Here is a 21178-nt window from a genome sequence, read left to right as displayed (position 1 = left end):
TCGGTTCCTGGTGGCACCCAAGCTGCTGGCGGCCAAATCGCGCCGCTGCGCCAAATTCGGCTTATCGATAACGTTGTCGTGTTCGGGCGTCCTTACCTGCGGGCTGACGGCGGCGACTGCGGACTTGGCCATGCCGACGCCGATCCGGTCTACGTCAAACTCTCGGGCGTCCGCGCCGGCTGCCAGTTCGGGCCCATCATCATCAACGGCATACGCCAGAGGCTCAATGAGGCGGTCGCGCGCTCGCGTCATTCCGGTCAACTGAGGATCGCACATGAAACCTGTCTACCTCGACAACAACGCAACCACACGGGTCGATCCTGAGGTCGTGCAAGCGATGTTGCCGTTCTTTAGGGATCAATTCGGCAACCCTTCGTCGGCGCACGCTCTTGGCGCCTCAGTCAGTGCGGCGGTGAGAAAGGCGCGGAGGCAGTTGCAAGCTCTGATCGGCGCGGAGTTCGACGATGAGATCACCTTCACCTCGGGTGGGACAGAAAGCGACAATGCAGCGCTTCTTTCGGCGCTCGAGGCGGCGCCCAACCGAACCGAAATCGTGACGTCCGCGGTCGAGCATCCCGCCGTGCTGACGCTCTGCGCGCATCTTGAGAAGACCCGCCGCGTCAAGGTGCACAGGATCCCGGTGGATTGCCGTGGCCGGCTCGACCTCGACGCCTATATGGCCGCCCTCACCCCACAGGTGGCAATCGTCTCGATAATGTGGGCGAACAATGAGACTGGTGTGATCTTCCCCGTGGCCAGGCTTGCCGAGTTGGCCAAGGAAGTGGGCGCCCTTTTCCATACCGATGCTGTGCAGACGGTCGGCAAGCTTCCGATGGACCTGAAGTCGACCGCAATCGACATGCTGTCGCTCTCCGGCCACAAGCTGCACGGGCCGAAAGGGATCGGCGCGCTTTTCGTAAAACGTGGCGTCAATTTCCACTCGCTGATCAAGGGGGGCCACCAAGAACACAACCGGCGTGCTGGCACCGAGAATATGCCCGGCATAGTCGGGCTCGGCATGGCGGCCGAACTCGCCTTGAAATTCATGGACGACGAGACCACACGGGTAAAGTCGCTCCGCGACCGTTTAGAGGACGGGATTCTCCAGCGCATCCCAAGCACCTGTGTCACCGGTGATCCCCTGGAACGGTTGCCCAACACCGCAAACATCTCCTTCGAAGATGTCGAAAGTGATGGAATTCCACTCCTCCTCAGCCGCGTGGGCATCGCGTGTTCCTCCGGCTCTGCCTGCACCTCCGGCTCTCTGGAACCGAGCCATGTCCTGAGCGCGATGAAAACGCCACACGCGGCAGTCCGCTTCTCCTTGGCGCGGGACAACGGCGAAGCGGACGTCGACCGGGTGCTCGAGGTCATGCCGGCAATCGTGGAGAAGCTGCGTGGCTTTCCCAGTTCTGGGCCGGGTAAGCGAAGCTCCGAAGACGGTCAATCCGGTCTATGCCTGAGCGGCAGCAGAACCGGCTACCGTTCATGACCCGTCATGTCTTTCTCAACGATACGACCTTGCGCGATGGCGAGCAGGCGCCCGGCGTCGCCTTTACCACGACGGAAAAGCTGGAGATCGCCGAGTCTCTTGCGGCGGCCGGCGTCACAGAGATCGAGATCGGCACGCCGGTCATGGGCGCCGACGAGATCGAAACAATTCGCGCCGTGGTCGCGCGGTGTCTCCCGGTTCGGCTCATGGCCTGGTGCCGGATGACGTCGCTGGATCTCGATGCAGCGATCGAGAGCGGCGTCCACGCCATCAATCTATCGCTGCCTGCGTCGGACATCCAACTTGCCGCCAAGCTCGGCCTCGATAAGGCGGGAGCGCTCCAGGTCATCGAACGTATGGTCAGGCGCGCAGCCGCCGCCGGCTTCTTCGTCGCGGTGGGCTGCGAGGACGCCTCGCGGGCCAATCGGGATCATCTCGCCCGCGTCATCGAGACGGCTGCACGCGCCGGCGCAAGCCGCGTCAGGCTAGCCGACACAGTCGGCGTTCTCGACCCGTTTTCGACCTTCGAACTTGTCGCCCAGCTCGTGCCGCAGTCTCCAATCGAGCTTGAATTTCATGCGCACAACGATCTCGGACTTGCTGCCGCCAACACGCTGGCCGCGATCCGCGCAGGCGCGCGCCATGCGTCCGTCACCGTCCTGGGGCTCGGCGAGCGTGCGGGCAATGCCGCGCTGGAAGAGGTGGCCGCCGCGATGGCGGTCCTCGACGGCGCGGATACCGGCATCGAGCTGACCGCATTGCCCGACCTCGCCGCCCAGGTGGCTTGGGCCGCCCGCCGGCAGACCGCGGCCATTAAACCGGTCGTCGGCGCCGATGTTTTCACGCACGAATCCGGCATTCACGTCGCAGGGCTGCTGAAGGACTCGCGTACTTATCAGGGGCTCGATCCGGCTCTCGTGGGCCGCTGCCGGCGTATCGTCATCGGCAAGCATTCCGGCGCCACTGCGATTGCCCATGTGCTGAGCGAAAGCGGCCGCGATCTCGACCCGGATCTGGCAGCCGCGATGGTGGCCCGCGCCCGGCGCGAGGCGACCGAGACCAAATCGACCGTCACTGCAACTCAACTGGTCGAGCTCTACGATGGAATGTGCAGCGAGGCATCCCTCGCGGAGCTGTGCGGGTCCAGGTCAGCCGTGCGCGAGCGCACCGACACCACAGTTTTCCGACCAGGGAGAATGCAATGAATTGTTCCGCTGACAGCCGCCCTATCGATGTCACCGACATCCTCGCACGACTGAAGCGCCTGTCGGCTGCGGAGGAGTTCTTCGCAGTCCTTGGCGTCTCCTATGATCCGAAGGTGCTGAATGTCTCGCGGCTCCATATCATGAAGCGCGTGGGCCAATACCTTGCCGAAGAAGATTTCTCCGGTCTGCCCGACCAGGTGATTGCCGCGCGGGTGCGCGCGACGCTCGAACGCGCTTACGAAGACTTCGCGATTTCCTCGCCGCTCTCGCATCGGGTCTTCAAGGTGCTCAAAGACCACGATCCGAACAAACCTGCCACGCCGGGCCGCACCTTTGTCCCGTTCGACTCCGTACTGAAGCGGTTCGGACAGGAATGACCGCGACACGGGTTGCGACGCGACAATGTCGAGAAGCCGACAAATCCGTCATCACCACGGCGCCCTCGGAAGCAACCAAGCGAAGTTCTAGGGATAGGGGGCAGCCCAAAACAGTTGGCACGAATGATGCAAACCAAGGAGATAAACCGCCAAGCCCGCATCCGGACAGGAGCCTGGAGAAACCGCCAATGCACATCGTAATCTGCATCAAGCAGGTGCCGGACTCGGCACAGATAAGGGTCCATCCGGTGACGAACACGATCATGCGCCAGGGTGTTCCGACTATCATCAACCCTTACGACCTGTTCGCCCTCGAAGAAGCTCTCAAACTGCGCGACGCCTATGGTGGCGAAGTCACCGTGCTCACTATGGGTCCGCCCATGGCAGAGGACGCGCTGCGCAAGGCGCTCGGCTACGGCGCCGACCGAGCGGTGCTCTTGACCGACCGCTATTTTGCCGGCTCCGACACGCTGGCGACCTCGTTCGCCCTTTCCCAGGCAATCGCAAAAGTTGGCGAGACGTTCGGCACGCCAGACCTCGTCTTCACCGGCAAGCAGACGATCGATGGCGACACCGCCCAGGTCGGGCCCGGCATCGCCAAGCGCCTCGGACTCCTGCAACTGACCTATGTCGCGAAGATCGCCTCTATTGACCTTGCTGCACGCGAGATCAAGGTCGAGCGCCGCTCCGAAGGCGGCACACAGATGCTGAAGAGCAGGCTCCCTTGCCTCATCACTATGCTGGAAGGCACAAACGAGATCCGCCGGGGCTCGATCCAGGACGCCCTGTGCGCCGCGCGCAGCCAGGTCTTGAAATGGAGTGCCGCCGACGCCGGCATTGAGGATCTCACCAAATGCGGCCTGCGCGGTTCACCGACGGTCGTCAAGCGCGTTTTCGCGCCTCCTGCGCGAGCGGAAAAGGCGGCAAAAATCGACACCGCCGAGATGGCTTTGCGCGATGTCGCTGACGAACTCATCACGGCAATCTTCACCCGCCAGCCGGCATTGGAACATGAGCTCGCCTTCAACGGCGGCGCGTGAGAGGGCAAGGATCAGACGATGTCGAACGCGAACCGAGAAACCCCTCGCCCTGCCGCCGGCCGTGCCGGCATAAAGAAGGAGCTGCCCGCGCATTTCAAGGACTACCGGCACGTTTGGGTTTTCATCGAGCTCGAACGCGGCCAGGTCCATCCCGTATCATTCGAACTGCTCGGCAAAGGCCGCAAGTTAGCAGACAAGCTTCAGGTCCAGCTTGCGGGCGTCGTGCTTGGACCGCCGGGAGAGGCCATCGGGAACGCCGTTGCCGAAGCCTTCGCTTATGGTGCCGACCTGGTCTACATCGTCGAGGAGCCGCTGCTCGCCGACTACAGGAACGAGCCTTTCACCAAGGCGATGACGGATCTGGTCGATACCCACAAACCCGAGATCCTTCTTCTCGGTGCCACCACACTCGGCAGGGATCTTGCCGGCTCCGTGGCGACGACCTTGCAGACAGGGCTCACGGCCGACTGCACCGAACTCGATGTGGATACCGACGGTTCGCTCGCCGCCACCCGTCCGACTTTCGGCGGTTCCTTGTTGTGCACGATCTATACGCTCAATTTCCGCCCCCAGATGGCGACAGTGCGACCGAGGGTCATGCCCATGCCGCAGCGGGCGGATAAACCGGTCGGGCGTGTCATCCGGCACAAGCTCTCGGTAGCCGAGGACGAGATCGTTACCAAAATCCTCGGCTTCCTGCCGGATAGTCAGTCGGCAAAGGCAAATCTTGCCTATGCCGACGTCGTGGTTGCGGGAGGCCTCGGTCTAGGCGCGGCGGAGAACCTGCAGCTTGTGAAGAATCTCGCGCGGGCAATCGGCGCCGAGCATGGCTGTTCGCGCCCGTTGGTCCAGAAGAGCTGGATGCCAGCTGATCGGCAGATCGGCCAAACTGGCAAGACCATCCGGCCGAAGCTTTACATAGCGGCCGGGATTTCCGGCGCCGTCCAGCATCGGGTTGGCGTCGAGGGGGCGGATCTCATCGTGGCCATCAACACCGACCCGAACGCGCCGATTTTCGATTTCGCTCACCTCGGGATCGTCACCGACGCGATCCGCTTCCTGCCCGCACTGACGGAAGCCTTCACCCGGCGGCTGTCGCCCCACAGTCGCGATAAGCTTGCGAGCTAAGGGATGGACATGATTGAGGAACAATTCGACGCCATTGTTATTGGGGCCGGCATGTCCGGAAACGCAGCTGCTTACACCATGGCCAGCCACGGCCTGAAGGTGCTGCAGTTGGAGCGGGGTGAATATCCGGGCTCCAAGAATGTCCAGGGTGCCATCATGTACGCGAACATGCTGGAGAAGATCATCCCGGATTTCCGGGACGATGCGCCTCTCGAGCGGCATTTGGTTGAACAGCGGCTTTGGGTGATGGACGACACATCCCATACCGGGATTCACTATCGGTCGGACGACTTCAATGAGGCGAAGCCCAACCGCTACACGATCATCCGTGCCCAGTTCGATAAATGGTTTTCGCGTAAGGTGCGCGAGGCCGGCGCGACGGTTCTGTGCGAGACGACCGTGACGGAACTCATCCGTGACGCCAAGGACAGGGTGATCGGCGTCCGCACAGACCGGGCCGGCGGGGCCATCTACGCGGACGTGGTCGTCCTCGCAGAAGGTGTATGCGGACTGCTTGGCACGCGGGCCGGCCTGCGCGAGATGCCGAAGCCGCAAACCGTGGCGCTCGCCGTCAAGGAAATGCATTTCCTGCCCGAAGAGGTCATTGAGCAGCGGTTCGGCCTCAAAGGCGATGAAGGCTGCGTGATCGAGGCGGTGGGCACGACCTCCCGCAGCATGGCCGGGCTCGGCTTCCTCTACACCAACAAGGAGTCGATCTCACTGGGCATTGGCTGCCTCGTCTCCGATTTCGCCGCGATGGTCGAGAGCCCTTACGTCCTCCTCGACGCCTTAAAAACCCATCCTTCGATCCGGCCGCTGATCGCCGGCTCGGAAGTGAAAGAATATTCCGCGCATCTCATTCCCGAAGGCGGCTACAAGGCTATTCCGCAGCTCTTTGGCGACGGTTGGGTCGTGGTCGGCGATGCCGCGCAACTGAACAACGCCATTCACCGCGAGGGTTCGAACCTCGCCATGACCTCCGGCCGCATCGCGGCTGAGGCAATCATCGAGGTCAAGAGCCGCAACGGTCCTATGACCAAACGGAATCTCGCCCTTTACAAAGCCATGCTGGACAAGTCCTTCGTGGTCAAGGACCTAAGGAAATACAAAGACATGCCGGCCTTGCTCCACACCAATTCCTGCAATTACTTCACGGCTTATCCGCGGTTGATGTCGCAAGCCGCGCAGAACTTCATGCGTGTCGACGGCACGCCGAAGATCGAGAAGGAAAAGGCGACCACGGCGGCCTTCATCAAGGCGCGCTCGCGCTGGGGGCTGGTCAGCGACGCGGTCCGCCTTGCATTGGCGTGGCGCTGAGGGGAGACGAAATGACGATCGCAGTGACGAAGTCACGTGTCGAGGACAAGCTTTACCAGAACCGCTACTTGGTGGATTCCGGCCGTCCGCATATCAAAGTGCGACCGCACGAGAGGCCAAGCGCGAACTTGCTCGCGCTGACCCACGTCTGCCCGGCGAAATGTTATGAGTTGAACGACAAAGGTCAAGTGGAGATCACTGCCGACGGCTGCATGGAGTGCGGCACCTGCCGGATTTTGTGCGAGACCAGTGGCGAGATCGAGTGGAACTATCCACGCGGCGGCTTCGGAGTCCTCTTCAAATTCGGATGAGGACGCACGCACCGTATCAAGAGGGTCAATCTTGGTACACCTGAGGTCGCGACCAACGCCAAGTCTATCTTTGCTTGAATTGCCGCGCCACGAAGAGAAGCTCGTGAATACTGTGCTTTCACAATTCAGACTCAGACACAAAAGGAGGAGCACTCTGGACGACAACCGCTGAGGTGTTTCCATGGCTCACGTACCGCAAGATCGGGTCGACGAGGTAGCACCTCGGGATACCCGCCCTGAACCGCCCATCAAAAGCATGCCCCAAGCAGATATCGCGCTCAGGGGACTCTACGAGATATCGAAGGTGCTGACCGCCCCCAGCGAGCTGGAGATTACGCTCGCCAATGTCGTGAACATCCTGCCTTCGTTTCTGCAGATGCGTCACGGAGCAATCGTCGTCCTGGACGCTGAAGGAGAGCCGGAGATTGCCGCAACTGCCGGCAATACCCACGCACCTCAATCAGGCACTCGCCGCGTCATACCACAGGCCATAACAGATCAAATCGTCGCTACGGGGACGCCGCTCTTCATACCGGACGTCCGCAAGTCCCAACTATTTCAGGCTGACCTTCAAACATCTTCGAGCAGCGGCACCATCCCAATTGCCTTTATCGGTATCCCGCTAAAGGCTGATCATAAAATCCTTGGGACATTGTCGATCGACCGCGCCGGAGACGGCGCCACCGACTTTCGCGACGACGAGGACACATACTTCCTGACGATGGTCGCCAACCTTGTCGGCCGGACGATCCGTCTCCATCGCATCCTGAGTACAGATCGTCAGCGGTCTGTCCATGAGCAATGGAGACCGGAGAAATCGCCCAACGAGGGGAGGACCTACGACCCTGCCCGGCATGCGGATGTCAAAATCGACGGGATCATCGGGGAAAGCCCCGCACTCAAGCAGGTGCTCGAAACCGTCTCGGTCGTAGCAGGGACCAATTCCACCGTGCTACTGCGGGGTGAAAGCGGCACCGGCAAGGAATTCTTTGCGCAAGCCATCCATAAGCTCTCACGTCGGAGGAAGAAGTCTTTCGTCAAATTGAACTGCGCCGCACTGTCTGAAAGCGTTCTGGAGTCAGAACTGTTTGGGCATGAAAAGGGCGCTTTCACGGGTGCTATCTCCCAGCGCGCCGGTCGTTTTGAATTGGCAAATGAGGGAACGCTGCTACTTGATGAAATCGGCGAGATTTCGCCGGCCTTTCAAGCCAAACTGTTGCGTGTCTTGCAGGAAGGCGAGTTGGAGCGAGTCGGCGGCACCAAAACGCTACAGGTCGACGTGCGCCTCATATGCGCCACCAACAAGGACCTCGAGACGGCCGTCATAAAAGGGGAGTTCCGGGCCGACCTTTATTACCGCATCAATGTGGTGCCAATTATCCTGCCTCCGCTCAGAGAGCGACCCGGCGATATTCCACGCCTTGCGAACGCCTTCCTCAACCGATTCAACAAGGAGAACGATCGCGCACTCGCCTTCGCGCCGTCGGCGCTTGACCTGATCTCGCAATGCTACTTCCCTGGTAACGTCCGCGAGCTGGAGAACTGCGTCCAAAGGACGGCCACACTTGCGCGTTCAAGGACGATCACGCCATCCGATTTCGCCTGTAAGAAGAGCCAGTGCCTTTCCTGGCTCCTCTGGAAGCGAGCCGACCGCTCGAATGGCGGCAATACCATCGACGATCTCGCACGGGTCAACGCAGTGCCGGTCGGATTGCGGCTGCCGGCCAGTCGCATCGGTGCCTCCGCAGGCAACGTATCTCCCCTTGCGGCCGGCGATCCAAACGATCCCGCTTGTCCCCCGCGTCTGACGGAACGCGACCGGCTGATCGACGCGATGGACAAGGCCGGTTGGGTTCAGGCCAGGGCGGCTCGTATCCTCGGCCTCACGCCGCGGCAAATCGGCTACGCGCTGCGCCGATATGGCATCGAGGTGAAGAAATTCTAGACGTCGTGATGACGTCAAACGTAAGTCCGGAGTAGTCTCCCTCACACCCTTCGCGCCCAAGGCTGGTAGCCTTCGCGACCCGATTTGCTTGTCCACTGTCGGAAGCCCGACAAAGATGTGTCGGAGCAATCCGACGGAATCCGACACGAAAGCCAATTCGTGAACCAAAACCGCTCTTTGAGCTGGCATAGCTCTTGCGGTTTGAACTGCGACATTCACCCAGCAACGGAGCCGTTCGATGTCCGCACCGGCAATTTCGCTTGAGAGCCTCAGCACGACATTCGGTGACCAGTTGCTTGCCACCGTGAAAGCCGGTGGCTGCGCGTCTTCGTCCTGCGGCTCGTCGATAAAGCCGGACGACACGGATCCGGCTATCTGGGAGAAGATCAAGGATCACCCCTGCTTTTCAGAAGAGGCGCATCACTATTTCGCGCGCATGCACGTCGCGGTCGCGCCCGGCTGCAATATCCAGTGCAACTACTGCAATCGCAAATATGACTGCGCCAACGAAAGCCGGCCTGGGGTGGTCTCCGAAAAGCTGACACCCGACCAGGCGCTACGCAAGGTGGTCGCGGTCGCCAACGAGGTGCCGCAACTCTCCGTGCTCGGCATCGCCGGACCGGGCGATGCCTGTTACGACTGGAAGAAGACGAAGGCAACGTTCGAACGAGTTGCCAGGGAAATCCCAGACATCAAGTTTTGCATCTCCACGAATGGGCTCGCGCTGCCGGACCATGTCGATGAGCTTGCCGACATGAATGTCGATCACGTGACGATCACCATCAACATGGTCGACCCTGAGGTCGGTGCAAAGATCTATCCTTGGATCTTTTACGACCATCGCCGCTACGTCGGCATCGAAGCCGCCCGGATCCTGCACGAGCGGCAGATGTTGGGTCTGGAGATGCTGACCGCGCGCGGCATCCTCACCAAAATCAATTCAGTGATGATCCCCGGCGTGAACGATGAGCATCTGATCAAGGTGAATAGATGGGTCAAGGAGCGAGGCGCGTTCCTGCACAACCTCATGCCGCTGATTTCGGACCCGGCGCACGGCACGCACTACGGACTGAGCGGGCAACGCGGCCCAAACGCAATGGAGCTGAAGGCTCTTCAGGATCGTGTCGAAGGCGGCGCCCAGTTGATGCGCCACTGCCGGCAGTGCCGGGCAGATGCCGTCGGCCTGCTCGGAGAGGATCGTGGCCAGGAATTCACAGTCGACCGGATTCCCGGCGAGGTCACCTACGATGCCAGCAATCGCAAGGCCTATCGGGAGCTGGTCGCGGAGGAGCGCCGTGATCACGTGGCGGCTAGGAGAGAAGCGATCGGATTGGTCAAGGCAGCGAGCCCCGGCAAGTCCCTTCTCTTCGCGGTGGCGACCAAGGGCGGCGGCCGCGTAAATGAACATTTCGGCCATGCGAAGGAATTCCAGGTTTATCAAGCCTCGCCGAGAGGGATCAGTTTTGTCGGGCATCGGAAGGTGGAGCAGTATTGCCTCGGCGGCTGGGGCGGAGAAGCCGCCCTCGATGGCGTCATCGCAGCGCTTGAAGGCATAGATATCGTGCTGTGCGCCAAGATCGGAAACTGCCCGCAGGATCAGCTCGCCGACGCTGGAATCCAAGCCACCGACGCATATGCCCACGACTATATCGAGACCGCAATCAGCGCGATTTATGCCGCCGCGTGTGGGACCCCCGCACTCTCGGCGACGGCCTGAGCTGTCTCATTCATTCGGACCAGGAGTTAAAATGGCTTTCAAGATCATCGCATCCCAATGCACCCAATGCGGCGCCTGCGAATTCGAGTGTCCCTCCGGCGCGATCAAGTTCAAAGGCGAGAGCTATGTGATCGAGCCGCAAAAGTGCACCGAATGCGAGGGGGTCTTCGATGCGCAGCAATGTGCCTCGGTATGCCCGGTGCCGAAGACCTGCGTTCCTGCGTGACGAACATTGGGCTGCCGACATGGTCGGGGATGCCTTCGCAGGACGCCTGGAACGCCTTTGTTCACAATCTGCAGCCTCAAGAGAAATCAGGGAACGGACATGTCGCTCGGACGCGAAGAGGAGGTCGAAATCCGCAGGCCTCCACGATTCATGCCGGGAGAGCGGGTACGTGCCACTCGCCACATAAAGAATGACGGCACCTATCCTGGCAGGGAGATCGGCGAAAATCTCGTGCGGAAGGGCGACGAGGGATATGTGCGCGACATTGGCACCTTTCTCCAGCAGTTCTTCATCTATGCGGTCGAATGGATCGACCGTGGCACGGTCGTCGGCATGCGAGCGCGTGAACTGATGAGCCTCGACAAAGCCGAGGCGCCCTGCAGTGCTGAAAGCAATACCAATGAAGGGACGGCCAGATGAAAGTCATGATCCGCAGGACCGATGCTGGCTTGTCGGCGTATGTCCCCAAAAAGGACCTTGAAGAGCCGATCATCAAGCTCGAGAAGGAAGAGTTGTGGGGCGGAACTGTGACGCTCAGGAACGGGTGGCGGCTCCTCCTCCCCGATCTTCCACGGGATACGCGTCTGCCGATCACCGTCGAGGCAAGGAAGGTTTCCGAAGAGGACTGATGCTGCCCCTTGATAAGGTGCGTCGCGAGGAAACGAGCATGAACACGATCCTGACATCGGGCCACCTCGTCATCGTGCGGGACAGTTTTGCCGAAAAGCTGCTTGACCTGGCGAAGGAAGCGCTCGCCGCCGATGAGGTGATCCCCTATCTCGGTCCGGGTCTTCTTGGGTTCAACTGTGCGGAACCGCCTGTGCCACATACGCCGGAGGTCGTTGCCGCGGCACTCAATGCACGGGCGCCAGCCCCTTCCAGGATCCGCACCAATATGTGGTCGGTTGCGCAGTTCATCGAACAGCGCCGGCATCGCCGGACGCTTCAAGCTTGGATGATCGACATATTCGCAGCGCCGGTGGCGCCGACCCTCCTCCACGCCTGGCTCGCAAGGCTGCCGCTCTCCCTCATCGTCGACAGCTGGTACGACGGCGCGATGCGCACGGCTCTCGTAGAGACCGGCCGAACGGACGTCGTTGAGATACAAGGCGTCACGCGGGCGAACGAAATCGGTAACATTTGGACGAAAACCTACGATTTGTCCGGGAGGGAACTCGACCCCCGATCGGGGGCAAAGACGGTTCTCTATACACCTCACGGGAGTATTAGGCCGGCGCAAAACTTTCTCGTCGCAGATTCCGACTATGTCGAAGTCCTGACCGAAATCGATATCCAGACACCGATCCCAGACGTGGTGAAGGAACGGCGCATCACCCGCGGATTTTTCTTCGTTGGCTGCCGCTTCAACGATCAGATGCTGCGCACCTACGCCAGGCAGATCATGAAGCGCTCCCGAGGTCCACATTGCGCGGTAATGGACGCGGAAACGCTGACCAGAAACGAATCGCGTTTCCTTGCGGCAAGCGGAATCACGGTGATCGACATGCCAGTAAGTGAAGCCGCGGCTCGGCTTATAGGAACGGGTACTGCTGCAGGTGGTGGACAGGATTAACAATGGCGGGCCCCTTTGATGTTGGTCCTTCGGCTTGCCTCGAAGGCGCAAAATGCAGTCGGGAATACACCCGTGAGCAGTGATGCTATCGACAGCGCAACGAACGCTCTGAATTCGTTGACCGATGTGGAAGCGGCGCGCTGGGGCCGGGATTTGAGTACGCTGTTGCGCATCACGCGTATGAATTTGCGGCATCCCTGGCAGGTCGCCTTCGCTATGGGCTCGACGATCATGGCGGCAATCCTCCAGTTGCTCATTCCCCAGCTTCTCGGCCGGGCTGTCGACCAGACCCAGACAGCCATTGGGGGCGGTGTCGCGGGGACCGCGGCAGGACAAGCGCTCTGGACCCCGGCTCTCCTGCTGCTCGCCGTCAGCGCGCTACGCGGCCTTTTCACGATGGCGCAGAACTATTTTGCCGAAGCCGTCGGGCATCATGTCGCGTACGAACTGCGGCTCGCCTACTACGACAAGATCCAGCGTCTCAGCTTTTCCTTTCACGACCGGGTCCATTCAGGCGATCTGATCACCATCGGAATGCTCGATCTCCAAGGCGTGCGGATGTATTTTTCCACCGCGCTCATTCGCGTGCTCCTGCTCACCATGCTGATCGGGATCGGCGCCTACATGATGATCTCGACCGATCCCATGCTCGGCCTGGTCGCGCTGAGCTTCGTGCCTTTTGTCGCCTGGCGCTCATCGGCCACACAGCTTAGGCTGCGCGCCACCTGGCTCGACCTGCATGAGCGGCTTTCAGTACTAAGCCGCGTGATGGAGGAAAATCTCGCAGGCATCCGCGTGGTCCGCGCTTTTGCGGCTCAAGCCTATGAGATGCTGAAGTTCGACGGCGCTTCCAAGAACGCGCTCGACCTCGCCCACGACCGAGTTGACATCTACGTGCCCAGCACGTCGGCGATGACCTTGTCCTTCTTTTTCGCAATGGGATTGGTGCTCTGGATCGGTGGCAGCAAGCTCGTCGCTGGCGAGATAAGCGTCGGAACGGTGGCGACCTTCCTGACCTTCATGACAATCCTGCAAATGCCAGTCCGCCAGATCGGCCTCATGGTCAATGCCTTTGCCCGCGCTTCTAGCTGCGGTTCGCGGCTTTTCGGTCTCCTCGACCAGGAGATCACAATCAGGGATGCTCTCGAGGCCAGACCGCTCGAGATAAGCGACGGCACTCTGCGCTTCCACAATGTCTCGTTTGCGTACCCCAGCGCCGAAAACCGCGCCATTCTGAAGAACCTCAGCTTTGAGGCCCGTAGAGGCGAGACGATCGCGATCGTCGGTCCGCCGGGTTCGGGCAAATCGACGATAGCTCATCTGGTCCCCCGCTTTTATGACGTGACCGGTGGCGCCATCACGCTGGACGGCCAGGACATACGCAATGTCACCCTCGCGACGCTTCGCAAGGCGGTCGCCGTCGTACAGCAGGATGCATTCCTATTCACCACTACGATCGAGAACAACATCGCTTATGGCGATCCCTGGGCGAAGAGACAGCGAATCGAACGCGCTGGCGAATTCGCCCAGCTCCACAACTACATCCTCGGGCTCCCAGCGGGCTACGAGACGGTCGTGGGCGAACGCGGCGTCTCTCTCTCTGGCGGCCAGCGCCAGCGTCTCACGATTGCTCGCACCATGATGCTGCGCCCCTCCGTCGTCGTTTTCGACGACTCTACGGCCGCGATCGATGCCGGCACCGAGCAGCGCATCCGCGCGGCGATGCGGCGCTTCGCCAAGGATCGGGTGACGATCATCATCGCGCACCGGCTGAGTGCGCTTGTGCATGCCGATCAGATCCTTTTTGTCGATAACGGCGAAATCGTAGAACGCGGCACGCATCAAGAGCTTTTGGCGAAGCGGGGACGCTACAGGGCCCTTTACGATCTCCAGACGCGCCCGGGTGATGACAATATGACCCAGTATGGGGGCGCCCGCTGATGGCGCAGGGCCGCGCCGGCGAAGTCGAAGCCGAACGTGACGACGGTAGACGCCCTCCGCGCGCGGTTGTCGGCTCGCACCGCATCGAGGAGGAGATGTTCGGCCGGGCTTTCGACAAGAGCATCCTCCGGCGCATCTGGGCTTTCGTCCGTCCCTATCGGGCCAGGGTAGTCATCACGATTGCAGCAATGCTGATCTTCACCGGGACGCAGCTTCTCATCCCGTTGATCATCCGCTACGCGCTCGACCAGGGCATGAACCCGGCAAGGACCGATCGCTCAGCCCAGCTCGCGGCCGTCGGCGCGTTCGTTTTGGCGATTTTGGTCAATTTCGCTGCCGGCTACATGCAGGAAACCGTGGTTGGGAAAGTGGCCGAAACTGTCCTGTTCGACATCCGCCGCGCCATGTTTGGCCATCTGCAGAAGGTTTCGCTCTCCTTCATGGACAAGACCGAGGTCGGACGCCTCATGTCGCGCCTGCAAGGCGACGTCAACTCCATACAGGAATTCCTCGAAACCTCGGTATATTCCGTAGGCGATGTTGCGCTTCTCTTCGGCATCGTTTTCGTAATGCTGTGGCTCGACTTCCGCCTCGGCCTCCTGACGCTCTCGGTTCTGCCGGTCCTGGTGATCGTCCGCATTGTCTGGCTGCCGCGTGCCCGCGACGCCTTCATGGCCGCACACGAGACTAATTCCGTCGTCAACGGCGCGCTGGCCGAAGCCATTCACGGCGTGCGCACCGTCCAGTCAATGGACCGCCAGCAGGTGAATTTCATCCTTTTTGACGACAAGGCCCATGCCAACCTCAGGACCCACCTGATCGCTGCCAAATATGCACTGGTCATGGTGCCTATCGTCGATGGCCTCACCGGCCTCGCCATGGCCGCCGTTATTGTGGTCGGCGGCTCGATGGTCATGAATGGCCGCATAGATGTGGGCGTATTGGTTGCCTACCTATTTTACATCCAGCGCTTCTTTGACCCGATCCGCTCACTCACCCTGCAATATTCGGTCATGCAGCGCGCCATGGCCTCAGGCAAGCGCCTGACCGATGTGCTCGACGTCAAGATCGATGTTCAGGACAAACCCAATGCCGAGGTGCTTTCGCCCGAAATGGACGGCTCGGTCGAGTTCAGGGACGTCACCTTCGGCTACAATCCGAACCGTTCGGTGCTGAAAAATGTCTCTTTCCGGGTCAATCCCGGCGAGACGGTCGCACTGGTCGGGCCGAGCGGTTCTGGCAAATCGAGCGCGATGGCCCTGGTCCACCGCTTCTATGATGTTCAGCAGGGCCAAGTGCTGGTCGGCGGACATGATGTGCGCGATCTCACCCAGGAATCGCTCGGCCGCCAGGTCGCCATGGTGCTGCAGGAGCCGTTCCTGTTCACCGGGACGGTCTTCGAGAACATTCGATACCACAAGACGGAAGCCACGCGCGACAAGGTGATCGAGGCCGCCAAGGCGGTCGGCGCCCACGACTTCATAATGAGCCTCGCCGACGGGTATGACACCCAACTTGGCGAACGCGGCGACAACTTATCTCTCGGCCAGCGCCAGCTTATCAGTTTCGCCCGCGCCCTCGTCGCCGACGCCAAGATCCTCGTGCTCGACGAAGCTACCGCCAACATCGACAGCTACACGGAAATGCAGATTCAGAAGGCTCTGATAAAGCTGCTTGAAGGGCGCACTGGCCTCGTCATCGCCCACCGTCTTGCCACGATCCGGGGTGCCGACCGCATCATCGTGCTTCAGAATGGCCAAGTTATTGCGACTGGCAACCACGATCAGCTAATAGCCATGGGGGGTCTGTATTCCAAACTCTACAATCTCAACTACGCCTCCTTTGACGATATTCCAGAACACGATACGACCGTACAAGCCGGCTCCCAGACCTGACGTCTTGGCGGCCTTGTGGTACTGACATTGACTTCGGGCGTGCCGGCGGACACTCAGGCCGCCGCAGACGAGGAAGCAGGCAGCATTCATGCAAAGCACTCGCGCGGATCGTGAAGACCGGCTGCGAACGATTTCCTCCAGCGTCGTTATCCGACCGCGGTGCACGCCGCGACATCGGGCGAACTCGCTCCAGGTGGTGTCGTTCGGCGTAGCAAAGCCGCTCGCGAGCGCGCCCTCAACAGCGCCGTAGCGAGTGACGGCTTTGCTACCGCCGAGCCGCTGATGAAGCTGGATGCGGGAGCCGCCACCGGCGCCGCCCCGGTCGAGAAGAACCTCTTGCGGCGGGCTATGGGCAACGACTAGCGCGAGCGCGACGAGCAGATGCGTGCCGGCATCGTGACGCGCTCGGCCATCATCTCCTTAGGATCGTGCAGTCTCACACCGTGCCCAGATGCCGGCCAACGCACAAACCTGGTAATCTGTGCCGCCGGCTCGTCGTCAGTTTGGCCTCCCTCACGATTTCCCAATCCCCACCACGTGCACGCTCGAGCAATGTGAGGGAGCGCTGTTACAACGATTTACCTTCGGATCAGACCGCGAACTTCATGGTCAGCCAAGTCGAGCCATGATTTCGGATTGAATGGTCGTCGCGGTGTATAGGGAAGCATCGAGCGGCAGATTCCCAAATGCCAGTTGACAAAGAAGGTAGTTAGCACCTGCCTCTTCCAACTGACTGAGCAGAGCTTCTCGCACAGACGCTGCTGATCCTACCACGCACAATTCACTCTCGACTGCCGCATCGAAGGTCAGCGGCAGGTTGGGTGGAGTGGGGATAGCGTTAAGCTCGTAAAGGAATTGGAAGCTCTTGAGCCATCGTTCGTAAGCAGGTGCCGCGAGCGAATAGGCATGTGTGTCACAACGCCCAACCACGACCATGCGGAGCAATCCAATAAATGGCGCTCGATCGCCCGCGCCAGTGTTGTCCTCTTGATAGGCGCGGAACGCATCAGTAGTTTTGCGAACAGAAGAGGAAGGTCCTACACACGCGATATTTGCTCCATTCGCAGCGGCCCAGGCTGCGGACTCGGGTCGATTGGCGGCGACCCATGTCGGCGGATGTGGACGCTGATGAGGTCGTAGCGTCAAAGGAACGTCATTGAGCTCAAAATGGCGGCCTTGATAGCACAGCGTGCCAACCTTCATGGCATTAACAAGTATTTCAACAAGAATTTCGCTGGCTTCCGCATAGCGGCCCGGCACCGCGTCCGCACCAATCCCGAAGTAACCCAATTCGATCGGGAGAGCACCGCGCCCTATGCCCAGTTCGAGCCTGCCACCGCTCAACTGGTCCAGCATACAGATCTCTTCGAACGCACGCAGCGGATGATAAAGCGCAAGCAGCATCACCAAGGGTCCGAGACGCAGGCGCCGGGTGCGCTGGGCGACGCTCGATAAGAACAGATTCGGCGATGGACCTCTCCCATGGGGGGTACAGTGGTGCTCTGCGAGATGATAGGCATAGAACCCTAGCTGATCGCACGCCTCTGCTAATATCAGGCGATCTTCGTACTGCCGGGCGATATCGAGGCCGTCCTCGTCCAGATGATCGAAGATGCCGAAGGCTAGGTTTGAAGGAAAGACGTTTGTCACTCGATATTGTCCCCGATTTTAAAGAAAAATGTTGTCGTGCTTGGGTGACCAAGCAAGCCTAAAGATAGCAATGTGTGATATCGGATTAGCGTCAGCGTACCGAACGAGCAGAGCCTGACGCTCCCCTGCCCGTGGTGCTTGGTATGTTTAAGCTTCCAACTATATCGCGAGCGGCAGCAAGAAATGCATCCAATTGCTCTTTTGTGCCGATGCTGACGCGGATGCAATGTTCCAAACCATTGTCCGGAAAGTAGGCAACGAGTATCTTTTGCCTTTCCAAGGCTGCTTGCCACCATGAGCCGTCCTGTCCCGCTGGCACACGGGCTAGCAAGAAATTTGCGTGGGAGGGCGTTACGGAAAATCCAAGTTGCGACAGTGCGGCTGTCACTCGCTGTCGTTCATGTCTGATGTGCTTGTGGTTCTCTGCGTAGGCGCCGCGATGCGCAAGCACGCTGATACCAACCGCATGCCCGATCACGTTCATGTTGAAGACGTTCTGGATGTTGCGCAGCCTGCCAATAATCTCAGGGTGACCGAAACCGAAACCGACGCGAATGCCGGCGGCGGCATAGCTCTTCGAAAATGTTCTCAAGATCAGAAGGTTCGAATAACGGTTGATGAGGCGCAGCCCGTGATCGGGTGCAAAGTCGACATAGGCCTCATCAAGGACGACCAGGCGATCCGATTGTGCCACGAGGCGTTCGATATTGCTTATCGAGAGGAATGTTCCGGTCGGATTGTTTGGATTGGCCACCAGAATGAACTTGGCGTCTTTTGCCGGACCGGAAAGCAATTGCTCCATTGGCAGCGAATGAGTTTGACATCCGATCTCGAGAAACTCAGCACCATGCAACATGGCAAGTTTGCGGTTGAACGAAAACCCTGGCGATATCATCGCCACCTTGTCGCCAGGGGCGAGGAAAGCTCTGTAGATGAGTCCGAGCAGTTCAGACGACCCGTTGCCTGCGATGACCTGATCCGTGGATACCCCATAGGTATTGGACGCTGCTTCCCTCAAGCTGATGTTATCGTCGTCCGGATACAGATACTGGCGATTTAGGGCCGCCACTGCACTTTGCATTATGATTGGCGGCAACGGAAACGGGTTCTCATTCGTATTCAGCTTGACAAAACTTTTGTCCGGCGCTGGTCCGTTGGACGGCAGAGCATCTAACTGTCGCGTCCCTTGCGGAAGAGACGAAAGCACAGCTTGCAGTTTTGCATCGGACATATTTTATCTCCGTTTCAGTCGCACAGGGGCATCCGTATGAGCTCGCAACGAGAGCAACATGGCGGACGGATTGACGATGGCAGCGTCGCCTTTCACAAGATGGTCGCAACGCCGGCTGCCACGGGAATTCGGCCAGGCTGTCCTCGGTCGAATCGACTTGACGCGGACGCGGATCTGCATCCCTGCGCGGGCCAAGCCGCTAAGCGGTCTCAGCTAATCCGCCTGAGTCATGCTTTCACAGACGCTTGACCTCGATGCCGTATTTCCTCAGCACGTAGCCAATCTGGCGCGGGGTCAGTCCAAGCAGGCGCGCCGCCTTTGCCTGCACCCAGCCACATCTTTCCATGGCAGCAATGACGCGCTCGGCGTCGGTGGTCCTCGCGCCCAATGAGTGGGTTGCTCCGGCAGGCGGGACTGTGGTGGCGGCCGAACGAGCGGCCGCATCCGGCGGCGTGGCCGGATTCACTGCCTCTGGCAGGATTGGCGCTGGTTGCAGCGCGGCCTTGCCCGATCTGCTCTTCCGCAGCGCCTCGGCAAAGCATTGGTCGTGGGAGCACGCAAAGTCGTTTCTCCCGATTGATAGTCCCTCCGCCAGGATCGCTGTCCGGTGCACGCAATTTTCAAGCTCGCGAATGTTGCCGGGAAATTCACATTTCATCAGTACTTCAATCGCACGCGGATCGAAGGTCAGCGTACGGCCGTTCTCATCGTTGAAATTCTTGAGAAACTCAGCTGCGAGGAGCGGAATATCGCTGCGCCTTTGGCGTAACGCCGGCACCAGCAAGGGAACCACGTTGATGCGATAATATAGGTCGGCGCGGAACTCATTCCTTGCAACCGCCTCTTCAAGGTTCCTGTTCGTGGCGGCAATCACGCGAACGTCGACCTTGATGGTCTGGTTGCTGCCGACGCGCTCAAACTCCTGCTCCTGCAGCACGCGCAGTAGCTTTGCCTGGAAGGAGGCCGAGATCTCGCCGATCTCATCCAGAAACAACGTCCCCTTGTCGGCGAGCTCAAAGCGACCCTTGCGGGAATTGAACGCGCTTGTGAAGGCACCCTTCTCATGACCGAACAATTCGGATTCCAGGACTGTCTCTGGCAGCGCTGCACAATTGAGTTTGATGAAGGGCCGCTTGGCGCGCGGCGACAACTCGTGAATTGCCTTGGCGACCAGCTCCTTCCCGGTACCGGATTCGCCTCGCAACAGAACCGTGGTCTTTGCCTTAGCTACCACTGCGATCTTCTCGAGCAGCGCGCTTAGCGCCGGACTATCGCCAATCATTCCCTTGACGTGAACCTTCTTGCGCTGCGGTGCAGGGTGCTTGACATCAGAGAATTGCGTTTGCAGCCGATCTTCCACCTCCGTCGGTCGTTCGCGGTCGCCCGCGGAGAAGCGGTGCAACTTGACTGTCTGTCCCACCATGTTGGCTATCATGGTGAGCAGCCGGACATCATAATCGAGCCGATACGTTGACCTGCTGTCCAAGGCGCGGTCGATAGTCAGCGTGCCTACGGCGTTCCCATCAACACGAATGGGAACGCCGATGAAGGATACGGTGTCGGAGGCCCCAAGCACCTCTATGTCAGCGGCAGTGAAGGCCGAATGCACCGCTATGTTCTCGGCGACGAGCGGCGTGTCCGTCGTCACAATCAGATCGATTGCCTTGCGCGGCAGGCGCATGCGGGAGCGCTCATCGCTGTTCTCGTCGCAGCCGGTGACTACGGTGATGTCCAGTACGCCCTCAGCGTCGAAGAGAGCGATGATGCCGTGCCGCATCTGCACAAACGAGGGCAGGAGATCGACGACCTTGGCCAACGTGACTTCGAGCCGGGCGGGGTCGGTGAGTACTTTCGATATTTCGAAGATGCCGGTAAGCGCGTGCTCGTGCGATGGCACAAAAGGGACCGCGGTGTTCATCTCGGACTTTGGGTAAGCCCTTTTCGCATCCGGAAGCGAAATGCGGCACTCGCTGGCATTTTGTTCTGATTTGGGAATGTTGTGGTGCATATGATCCTCGATCTCGCGCCATGAAATGCATGCCGGCGGCATGTGCGCCCGCGACGTCGCGGGCAAGCGCGAAAATGCTCTGACGTGAACTCGTGCCACCGCCGTGTGGTCGAGTGCAAAGC

20 protein-coding genes are annotated in these 21178 nt (G+C 60.0%); 17 read left to right on the top strand and 3 right to left on the bottom strand.

The genetic code is table 11. The features are described from left to right. Positions 1-78: 78 nt before the first annotated feature. The 17 genes from NKI79_RS16890 (at position 79) to NKI79_RS16810 (ending at position 16530) form a co-directional block, all read left to right on the top strand. The gene (locus NKI79_RS16890) at positions 79-324 is read left to right on the top strand and encodes a NifU family protein (protein WP_352480504.1); all 246 of its coding nucleotides are present in this window, start codon (positions 79-81) and stop codon (positions 322-324) included. Beyond that, positions 275-1492 (top strand): cysteine desulfurase NifS, encoded by a 1218-nt coding sequence (nifS, locus tag NKI79_RS16885; protein ID WP_352802859.1) that lies wholly within the window; start codon positions 275-277, stop codon positions 1490-1492. Before NKI79_RS16890 ends, nifS begins: the two co-directional genes overlap by 50 nt. Further along, on the top strand, positions 1489-2697 hold the full coding sequence (gene nifV / locus NKI79_RS16880) for a homocitrate synthase (protein WP_352516051.1): 1209 nt from the start codon (positions 1489-1491) through the stop codon (positions 2695-2697). The genes nifS and nifV overlap by 4 nt, the downstream gene beginning before the upstream one ends. Continuing rightward, positions 2694-3074 carry a nitrogenase stabilizing/protective protein NifW gene (gene nifW, locus NKI79_RS16875; protein ID WP_352480507.1) on the top strand — a complete coding sequence of 127 codons (381 nt, stop codon included), beginning with the start codon at positions 2694-2696 and terminating at the stop codon, positions 3072-3074. Before nifV ends, nifW begins: the two co-directional genes overlap by 4 nt. A gap of 188 nt (positions 3075-3262) precedes the next feature. Beyond that, the gene (locus NKI79_RS16870) at positions 3263-4114 is read left to right on the top strand and encodes an electron transfer flavoprotein subunit beta/FixA family protein (RefSeq protein ID WP_352480508.1); all 852 of its coding nucleotides are present in this window, start codon (positions 3263-3265) and stop codon (positions 4112-4114) included. Positions 4115-4132: 18 nt separating this feature from the next. Then, positions 4133-5242: an electron transfer flavoprotein subunit alpha/FixB family protein gene (locus tag NKI79_RS16865; RefSeq protein ID WP_352480509.1), complete on the top strand. Its 1110-nt coding sequence runs from the start codon at positions 4133-4135 to the stop codon at positions 5240-5242. 9 nt (positions 5243-5251) lie between these two features. Further along, positions 5252-6559, top strand: a complete 1308-nt coding sequence (locus NKI79_RS16860; RefSeq protein ID WP_023678244.1) for an FAD-binding protein — start codon at positions 5252-5254, stop codon at positions 6557-6559. Between the two features lie 11 nt (positions 6560-6570). Beyond that, positions 6571-6870: a ferredoxin family protein gene (locus NKI79_RS16855; RefSeq protein WP_023678245.1), complete on the top strand. Its 300-nt coding sequence runs from the start codon at positions 6571-6573 to the stop codon at positions 6868-6870. 181 nt (positions 6871-7051) lie between these two features. Continuing rightward, positions 7052-8815 (top strand): nif-specific transcriptional activator NifA, encoded by a 1764-nt coding sequence (nifA, locus tag NKI79_RS16850; protein ID WP_036238852.1) that lies wholly within the window; start codon positions 7052-7054, stop codon positions 8813-8815. A 238-nt stretch (positions 8816-9053) separates the two neighbouring features. Further along, positions 9054-10532 carry a nitrogenase cofactor biosynthesis protein NifB gene (gene nifB / locus NKI79_RS16845; protein WP_352480512.1) on the top strand — a complete coding sequence of 493 codons (1479 nt, stop codon included), beginning with the start codon at positions 9054-9056 and terminating at the stop codon, positions 10530-10532. Between the two features lie 31 nt (positions 10533-10563). Beyond that, the gene (locus tag NKI79_RS16840; RefSeq protein ID WP_023678248.1) at positions 10564-10758 is read left to right on the top strand and encodes a 4Fe-4S dicluster domain-containing protein; all 195 of its coding nucleotides are present in this window, start codon (positions 10564-10566) and stop codon (positions 10756-10758) included. A gap of 99 nt (positions 10759-10857) precedes the next feature. Continuing rightward, positions 10858-11178 carry a nitrogen fixation protein NifZ gene (locus NKI79_RS16835; protein WP_031256099.1) on the top strand — a complete coding sequence of 107 codons (321 nt, stop codon included), beginning with the start codon at positions 10858-10860 and terminating at the stop codon, positions 11176-11178. Then, positions 11175-11387: a putative nitrogen fixation protein NifT gene (gene nifT, locus NKI79_RS16830; RefSeq protein WP_023678250.1), complete on the top strand. Its 213-nt coding sequence runs from the start codon at positions 11175-11177 to the stop codon at positions 11385-11387. The genes NKI79_RS16835 and nifT overlap by 4 nt, the downstream gene beginning before the upstream one ends. A gap of 38 nt (positions 11388-11425) precedes the next feature. Then, positions 11426-12331, top strand: coding sequence for an SIR2 family NAD-dependent protein deacylase (locus NKI79_RS16825; RefSeq protein WP_352802856.1), 906 nt, complete (start codon positions 11426-11428; stop codon positions 12329-12331). A 72-nt stretch (positions 12332-12403) separates the two neighbouring features. Further along, complete coding sequence (locus tag NKI79_RS16820; RefSeq protein ID WP_352802854.1) at positions 12404-14272, top strand: ABC transporter ATP-binding protein; 1869 nt, start codon at positions 12404-12406, stop codon at positions 14270-14272. Next, the gene (locus NKI79_RS16815; RefSeq protein ID WP_352523376.1) at positions 14272-16167 is read left to right on the top strand and encodes an ABC transporter ATP-binding protein; all 1896 of its coding nucleotides are present in this window, start codon (positions 14272-14274) and stop codon (positions 16165-16167) included. The genes NKI79_RS16820 and NKI79_RS16815 overlap by 1 nt, the downstream gene beginning before the upstream one ends. Before the next feature lie 159 nt (positions 16168-16326). Further along, complete coding sequence (locus NKI79_RS16810) at positions 16327-16530, top strand: hypothetical protein (protein ID WP_352802852.1); 204 nt, start codon at positions 16327-16329, stop codon at positions 16528-16530. Between the two features lie 246 nt (positions 16531-16776). Here the strand turns inward: NKI79_RS16810 and NKI79_RS16805 are convergent, their stop codons facing one another. From NKI79_RS16805 to nifA (NKI79_RS16795), 3 genes are all read right to left on the bottom strand, one after another. After that, the gene (locus NKI79_RS16805; RefSeq protein ID WP_023678254.1) at positions 16777-17817 is read right to left on the bottom strand and encodes an LLM class flavin-dependent oxidoreductase; all 1041 of its coding nucleotides are present in this window, start codon (positions 17815-17817) and stop codon (positions 16777-16779) included. Positions 17818-17908: 91 nt separating this feature from the next. Further along, positions 17909-19048 carry a histidinol-phosphate transaminase gene (gene hisC, locus NKI79_RS16800; protein WP_023678255.1) on the bottom strand — a complete coding sequence of 380 codons (1140 nt, stop codon included), beginning with the start codon at positions 19046-19048 and terminating at the stop codon, positions 17909-17911. A 235-nt stretch (positions 19049-19283) separates the two neighbouring features. After that, positions 19284-21056 (bottom strand): nif-specific transcriptional activator NifA, encoded by a 1773-nt coding sequence (gene nifA / locus NKI79_RS16795; RefSeq protein ID WP_352843504.1) that lies wholly within the window; start codon positions 21054-21056, stop codon positions 19284-19286. Positions 21057-21178 lie beyond the last annotated feature (122 nt).

Source organism: Mesorhizobium sp. M0340, from assembly GCF_040321535.1.
In the GTDB taxonomy this organism is placed as follows: domain Bacteria; phylum Pseudomonadota; class Alphaproteobacteria; order Rhizobiales; family Rhizobiaceae; genus Mesorhizobium.
Note: the sequence above shows the minus strand (reverse complement) of the source record. Positions and strands in the feature narration are given on the sequence as shown.

What these genes read in the sequence shown, in the direction of transcription:
- nifS (WP_352802859.1), top strand. Translation starts at nt 275, where the DNA reads ATGAAACCTGTCTACCTCGACAACAACGCAACCACACGGGTCGATCCT.
- nifV (WP_352516051.1), top strand. Translation starts at nt 1,489, where the DNA reads ATGACCCGTCATGTCTTTCTCAACGATACGACCTTGCGCGATGGCGAG.
- nifW (WP_352480507.1), top strand. Translation starts at nt 2,694, where the DNA reads ATGAATTGTTCCGCTGACAGCCGCCCTATCGATGTCACCGACATCCTC.
- NKI79_RS16870 (WP_352480508.1), top strand. Translation starts at nt 3,263, where the DNA reads ATGCACATCGTAATCTGCATCAAGCAGGTGCCGGACTCGGCACAGATA.
- NKI79_RS16865 (WP_352480509.1), top strand. Translation starts at nt 4,133, where the DNA reads ATGTCGAACGCGAACCGAGAAACCCCTCGCCCTGCCGCCGGCCGTGCC.
- NKI79_RS16860 (WP_023678244.1), top strand. Translation starts at nt 5,252, where the DNA reads ATGATTGAGGAACAATTCGACGCCATTGTTATTGGGGCCGGCATGTCC.
- NKI79_RS16855 (WP_023678245.1), top strand. Translation starts at nt 6,571, where the DNA reads ATGACGATCGCAGTGACGAAGTCACGTGTCGAGGACAAGCTTTACCAG.
- nifA (WP_036238852.1), top strand. Translation starts at nt 7,052, where the DNA reads ATGGCTCACGTACCGCAAGATCGGGTCGACGAGGTAGCACCTCGGGAT.
- nifB (WP_352480512.1), top strand. Translation starts at nt 9,054, where the DNA reads ATGTCCGCACCGGCAATTTCGCTTGAGAGCCTCAGCACGACATTCGGT.
- NKI79_RS16840 (WP_023678248.1), top strand. Translation starts at nt 10,564, where the DNA reads ATGGCTTTCAAGATCATCGCATCCCAATGCACCCAATGCGGCGCCTGC.
- NKI79_RS16835 (WP_031256099.1), top strand. Translation starts at nt 10,858, where the DNA reads ATGTCGCTCGGACGCGAAGAGGAGGTCGAAATCCGCAGGCCTCCACGA.
- nifT (WP_023678250.1), top strand. Translation starts at nt 11,175, where the DNA reads ATGAAAGTCATGATCCGCAGGACCGATGCTGGCTTGTCGGCGTATGTC.
- NKI79_RS16825 (WP_352802856.1), top strand. Translation starts at nt 11,426, where the DNA reads ATGAACACGATCCTGACATCGGGCCACCTCGTCATCGTGCGGGACAGT.
- NKI79_RS16815 (WP_352523376.1), top strand. Translation starts at nt 14,272, where the DNA reads ATGGCGCAGGGCCGCGCCGGCGAAGTCGAAGCCGAACGTGACGACGGT.
- hisC (WP_023678255.1), bottom strand. Translation starts at nt 19,048, where the DNA reads ATGTCCGATGCAAAACTGCAAGCTGTGCTTTCGTCTCTTCCGCAAGGG.
- nifA (WP_352843504.1), bottom strand. Translation starts at nt 21,056, where the DNA reads ATGCACCACAACATTCCCAAATCAGAACAAAATGCCAGCGAGTGCCGC.